Below are 5,613 nucleotides of genomic sequence, written 5' to 3'. Positions count from 1 at the left end.
GCAAAACGACCAAGGAATAAGGGGTATTTTAACAAAAGTTGGTTGATTTGTCTAGGGTTATTGTTAGTTTTATTGTTATAAATCAATTTGTTGTGTGGTTTTTAAGGGTTGACTATTTACTAAAAATGCAAAAAAATGTTTATTGATACGCCAAAACAGCGATAATAGTAACTGTCTATTATGTTTGCGTTTGGCTTTTGTCCCCTGAGCTGATAAATAAACAAATAAGGAAATGCGATAGGTTGCTATTGTGCAAGCCCACCTTGAAGTGGGAAGCCTGCGGCAAACTTCAAACTTCCGCCTTGAACCATATGGTTCAGGTTTAAAGCCCGCAGGGTGATAGACACTCTAATTTCACCCTAACGCCTAAGTTCCTGCTTGGGCGTTTTAATGTATTCATGTTATAATCTCAAAATGCAAGCAACCCGCCAACTTTTAAGACAACAACGGCGCGCCATCACAGCGATCGAGCGAGCACAGTCTGCCAGAAAAATATTGCATCAAATGCAAAAAATAAGCAATATTCAAAATGGACAAAAAATCGCCCTTTATTTAGAAAACGATGGTGAAATCAGCCCAAAATATATTCATAATTTCTTAGAAAAACAAGGTGTTAGTATCTATTTACCGATATTAGTCGGTAAAAGTCTTAAATTTGCAAAAATTGGTAATGAATTTAAAAAAAACAAATTCGGTATTGATGAACCCGTTGCTACTGAGGTATTAAACGCTAAACAACTGGATGTTATCTTTATACCATTGGTGGGTTTTGATAAGAATAAAAACCGTATTGGCATGGGTGGTGGCTTCTACGATCGTGCTTTGTCTTTTAAAAAAAACCAAACAAACTACAACAGCCCAAAACTCTATGGACTGGCTTTTGATTGTCAACAAGTTGCTAAGATTGACAGTCAGTCTTGGGATGTGGCACCTGATACAATCATTACTCCAACTAAGATTTATTGACTGCCAGAAGCGTGTTTTTGAAAAAATGATTTAAATGTTGAATTGTCATTGATTAAATTCATACCAAAGCCTCGTAACCACCTAAGTGGCTCGTTGTTTTCTTTATAAATCCAATTAAGTCCACTCATAGTTTTTGCCATAAGTTCATTGTCTAATCTTCTGGCTCTGGCATATTTTCGTAAAACCAAATAACCCCCAAAAAGTTTATTGTTAGTGTGTAATTGCCGTGATAATTCAACAACATCAGAAAAACCTAAATTAACACCTTGCCCTGCCAATGGGTGGATATTATGCGCTGCATCGCCAATGAGTGCTAAATTTTCTTTAACATAATCTTTAGCACTTCGCTCAATCAGTGGAAAAGCTTGAATCTCACTCAATATTTCAAACTCACCAAAGCGAACTTCTACACCTGCTGAAAGTCGCTTAGCAAACGCCTCAGGCGATAATGCCAATAATTCATCAGAAAGGTGTTTTTCTGCCGACCAAACAATGGATGCTTCATTTTTACTCAATGGCAATAGTGCAATAATGCTTTCAGACAAAAACCGCTGCCAAGTTGTATTCTCAAAACCTTTGTTTGAACGAATATTGCAAACAACGGCTTTTTGCTGATAATCATTTTCACTAAATTCAATACCTGCCAAATCTCGAACACGAGAACGCGCACCATCTGCACCAATTAATAACGAGCATTGAAGTTGCTGTTTATCATCCAAATGCAAACAATAACCTTGCTGAGTTTTATTAATGTCATCAAGTTTAGCGCTAATGAATTCTACTGTAGTATCAGCTAATGCCGTATACATAGCCGATTGAATGCAGTCATTTTCTATGATATGCCCTAAATGCGTTAAATCCTCATCTGCTATTGAAAAATCCAGCGCACCATGCGAATTTTCATCCCATACTTTAGTATCAGTAAAAGCGTACTTGCGTTGAATTAAATCCCACACACCAATGTCTTTTAAAAATGTTTCTGAAGTTGGGGTGATCGCACTCACACGCGTATGGAAATTTTCTTTTACTTCAGGATTTGGGTTATTCGGATCAATAATTGCAATACTCAGATTGCTTTGATGACGCTTTGCCATTGACAAGGCAAATGCTTGCCCAACCATACCACCACCCACAATGACAATATCAAAATTGCCCATTAGCTTTCGCCTGCCACCGTCATTTGATTAATCAGTACAGAGCCAACTTTAATATTATTGCGTTGGTCCACATCATTACCCGCATGTACAATACCCAATAACATGTCTTTAAGGTTGCCAGCAATGGTAAGCCCTGATACTGGGTACTGGATTTCACCATTCTCCACCCAAAACCCCAATGCGCCACGAGAATAATCACCCGTTGTACCGTTCACACCTTGCCCCATTAATTCTGTTACTATTAAACCCTTATCCATCACCTTAATCATCTCATCCAAGCCACCGTTAAAACTCGACTCAACAATACCGTTGCTCACACCACCCGCATTAGCGGTGGTTTGTAGCCCTAATTGATTGGCAGAATATTGCCCCATGATATAACTTTTAACACGACCATCTTCAATAAAATATTGCTCGCGTTTAAGCACACCATCGCGGTCAATCGCCTTGGCACCCAGCGTCTTTTTAGCAAAAGGATGCTCACAAAAACTAATGTCTTCTGGCAAAACAATTTTGTCAATACTGTTTAATAAAAAAGTAGATTTTTTGTATTGCCTAGAGCCACCCAATGCACCTAAGAGTTGTGAAAACAAGCCACCAGATACGCGTGGGGTAAAAATCACAGGACATTTTTGTGAAGCGATCGAACGCGCACCCAATTTCTGCTGTGCAAGTTTTGCTGCTTTTTTACCAAGTAGTTGTGGCGTTTCTAGCGTATTTGCATCAAGTGCTGTTGTGTATTCATATGCTGTTTGCATATCATCATCACGCTTGGCAATTAGCGCACAATTTAATGAATGACGAGTGCTATTTTGCGTGATAATCAAACCGTTAGAATTGGCATATAAGCCTTCGCCTTGAAAACTAGACACCTCTGCACCTTCAGAATTATCAACCTCATCTTGTGCGAGCGCCGCTTCCTCACAAGCTTTAGCAATATCAATACTGTGTTGTGCATCCAAATCCCAGGGGTGATACAGGTCTAAATCGGGCGCATCAAATGCCATTAATGCTTTTGGAGCTAACCCATTAAAAGGGTCATCTTGGGTATATTTTGCAATCAAACAAGCAGATTTAATAGTTTTATCAAGGCTGTCTTTACTAACATCAACGCTTGATGCATGACCTTTCTTTTTGCCAAAAAATACATTGACTTCAAAACCTTTATCTAGATGATATTGCAGGGTTTCGACCTCACCCAACCTTACCGCAGTAGAAACACCTGAGCTTGAGTCAAGCAACAACTCATAATCACTAACTTTGTATTTTTTTAACAGCTCAATTGCTGTGTGTGCAGTTTGTTCTAGAGATTTTTGCATAATCTTATTATAAGTTTAAGGAATATTAGAAGATAGTACATTTTTTATATAAAAATGAGAAGAATATGGATAAGCCCTCCTAGAGGACTGCTGTGTGGTGCTAGAAATGTGCTGTTTTATATGTTTCATAAATTGTGATAGGGTTGTGTGAAAGTCTCTGTGGATGACATGATTACCTGTTATTAATTTCTAGTTACTTCTAATGAACGCAATCTTCGAGAATCTGCCTTTAAAACCTTAAAATGAAACCCTTGCAAATCAATCTCATCCAACTGCTCTGGCAAATAAGTAAAACCAGCAATAACCAAACCTGCCACAGTGTCCACATCCTCCACCTGCAATTTAACATTAAAAAATTCATTAAATTCTTCAATCGGCGTATGTCCTTTAAGCAAATAACGCCCGCCACTAAAATCAATGATATTATCCTCTTCTAAATCATGTTCGTCTTCAATTTCACCCACAATTTGTTCTAACACATCTTCTAATGTCACCAAACCCGCAATCTCACCATATTCATCTATTACAATCGCCATGTGTGATTTTTTTTGCTGAAAATCTCTTAATAACGCACCCAAAGTTTTACTTTCTGGCACTAGAACAGCATCGCGTAAATATTGCTTATAATTAAACTCAGATTTTTGTTCACCTGCAAAATGACTCAGTAAATCCTTAGCTAAAATAACTCCTAAGATTTTATGTTGTTCGTTATTAATGATTGGAAATCTAGAATGTGCAGACTCAATCATAATATTAAGCAAATCCTGAGTCCTCGCCTGATAGTCAATCAATATCATTTTTGACCTAGGCACCATAACATCACGCACCTCCATATTCTCAAGCTGCATCGTGCCTTCAATAATTGAACGCGAGTGTGAATCAATCACACGGCTCTGTTCAGCCTCTTTTAAGGATTGCAATAATTCATCACTTGAGCGTAGTGGTATGTGAAAAAATCGTTTTTTTAATCTTTGTAAAAAAGACAATATCGAGGGAGGTTGTTCTTCGTTCATTTAAAGTTTGGTAATCATTAAGTTACCATTGTAACAAAAATCAAGCTTTTTTGCCACTACACATTTTTTTACCTTGTGCGGCACGCTCTTTACGCACTTGCTTTGGGTCGGCAATTAAAGGTCGATAAATCTCAACCCTATCTTTTGGGCGCAAAACAGTATCCAATTTAGCAATCTTGCCAAAAATGCCTGTCTTATCCTTAGATAAATCGATTTGTGGATAAGACGCCATAATGCCAGACAACACTATCGCCTGCTCAAGTGTCGTACCCTTATCCACTTCCAAAACAAGTAGCGTTTGTTTATTCTCTAATGCATAGGCGACTTCAATTTTCATTGTTTTGCATCACAAAGTTGCTGCGCTTGAGCAAAATCAAGCGTACCTTCATAAATAGCCCGCCCAGTAATTGCACCCATAATGCCGTGATGTGCCTCGCTCAACAATCCAGATATATCCTCTATATTGGTAATGCCTCCTGAAGCAATAATAGGAATTGAGGTTTGCTTAGCAAGACTCGTCGTCGCCTCAACATTCACCCCTTGCATCATACCGTCTCGTGCAATATCAGTATAAACAATCGAATTCACCCCATCTTGCTCGAATTTTTTCGATAAATCCACCGCATGCAAATCCGTCTTCTGCGCCCAACCCTGGGTCGCCACCAAGCCATCATTGGCATCCAAGCCCACAATCACTTTATCAGGAAACTCACGACACAACTGCGATACAAACTCAGGATGCGTCACTGCCATTGTCCCAATAATCAAATAACTAACCCCCGCCTCAATATACGCATTAGCAATATCCATATTACGAATACCGCCGCCAATCTGTACAGGCAACTCAGGGAATGCCGATACAATCTGCATCACACTCGCTGCATTCACAGGCTTACCTTCAAACGCCCCATTAAGGTCTACCAAATGCAAACGCCTTGCGCCTTGCGCCACCCACTGCGCCGCCATCTCTACTGGATTATCAGAAAATACCGTCGTATCTTCCATTAAACCTCGTCTTAGACGCACGCATTGCCCATTTTTTAAATCTATTGCTGGAATTATTATCATTTTTTATACCACCTTTAATTTCTAGAATTTTATCATCTAATGCTTTAAACCAACTCTATCTTTGATCCAATTAGATTAGTAAAACTACAA

6 protein-coding genes and 1 other RNA gene are annotated in these 5,613 nt (G+C 38.8%); 2 read left to right on the top strand and 5 right to left on the bottom strand.

The annotated features are described in order from the left end of the window. Nucleotides 1-169: 169 nt before the first annotated feature. Nucleotides 170-350: non-coding RNA, 6S RNA (gene ssrS, locus BAZSYMA_RS07940), on the top strand. Between the two features lie 64 nt (nt 351-414). Beyond that, nucleotides 415-966, top strand: a complete 552-nt coding sequence (locus tag BAZSYMA_RS07935) for a 5-formyltetrahydrofolate cyclo-ligase (protein ID WP_090717643.1) — start codon at nt 415-417, stop codon at nt 964-966. Here the strand turns inward: BAZSYMA_RS07935 and BAZSYMA_RS07930 are convergent. The 5 genes from BAZSYMA_RS07930 to hisA all read right to left on the bottom strand — a co-directional run bounded on the left by BAZSYMA_RS07930 (nt 960) and on the right by hisA (nt 5,523). Further along, nucleotides 960-2,123: a UbiH/UbiF/VisC/COQ6 family ubiquinone biosynthesis hydroxylase gene (locus BAZSYMA_RS07930; protein WP_090717636.1), complete on the bottom strand. Its 1,164-nt coding sequence runs from the start codon at nt 2,121-2,123 to the stop codon at nt 960-962. The genes BAZSYMA_RS07935 and BAZSYMA_RS07930 overlap by 7 nt on opposite strands. Further along, nucleotides 2,123-3,442 (bottom strand): metalloprotease PmbA, encoded by a 1,320-nt coding sequence (gene pmbA / locus BAZSYMA_RS07925; RefSeq protein WP_090717633.1) that lies wholly within the window; start codon nt 3,440-3,442, stop codon nt 2,123-2,125. The genes BAZSYMA_RS07930 and pmbA overlap by 1 nt, the downstream gene beginning before the upstream one ends. Before the next feature lie 182 nt (nt 3,443-3,624). Continuing rightward, nucleotides 3,625-4,455: an HlyC/CorC family transporter gene (locus tag BAZSYMA_RS07920; protein ID WP_090717629.1), complete on the bottom strand. Its 831-nt coding sequence runs from the start codon at nt 4,453-4,455 to the stop codon at nt 3,625-3,627. A gap of 40 nt (nt 4,456-4,495) precedes the next feature. After that, the gene (locus tag BAZSYMA_RS07915; RefSeq protein ID WP_090717625.1) at nt 4,496-4,792 is read right to left on the bottom strand and encodes an RnfH family protein; all 297 of its coding nucleotides are present in this window, start codon (nt 4,790-4,792) and stop codon (nt 4,496-4,498) included. Continuing rightward, complete coding sequence (gene hisA, locus BAZSYMA_RS07910; RefSeq protein ID WP_090717622.1) at nt 4,789-5,523, bottom strand: 1-(5-phosphoribosyl)-5-[(5-phosphoribosylamino)methylideneamino]imidazole-4-carboxamide isomerase; 735 nt, start codon at nt 5,521-5,523, stop codon at nt 4,789-4,791. The genes BAZSYMA_RS07915 and hisA overlap by 4 nt, the downstream gene beginning before the upstream one ends. Between the last annotated feature and the right edge of the window lie 90 nt (nt 5,524-5,613).

This window comes from Bathymodiolus azoricus thioautotrophic gill symbiont, assembly GCF_001298715.1.
Classification (GTDB): Bacteria; Pseudomonadota; Gammaproteobacteria; order PS1; family Pseudothioglobaceae; genus Thiodubiliella.
The sequence above is the reverse complement of the archived record's forward strand: the minus strand, read 5'-3'. Positions and strand labels throughout refer to the sequence as shown.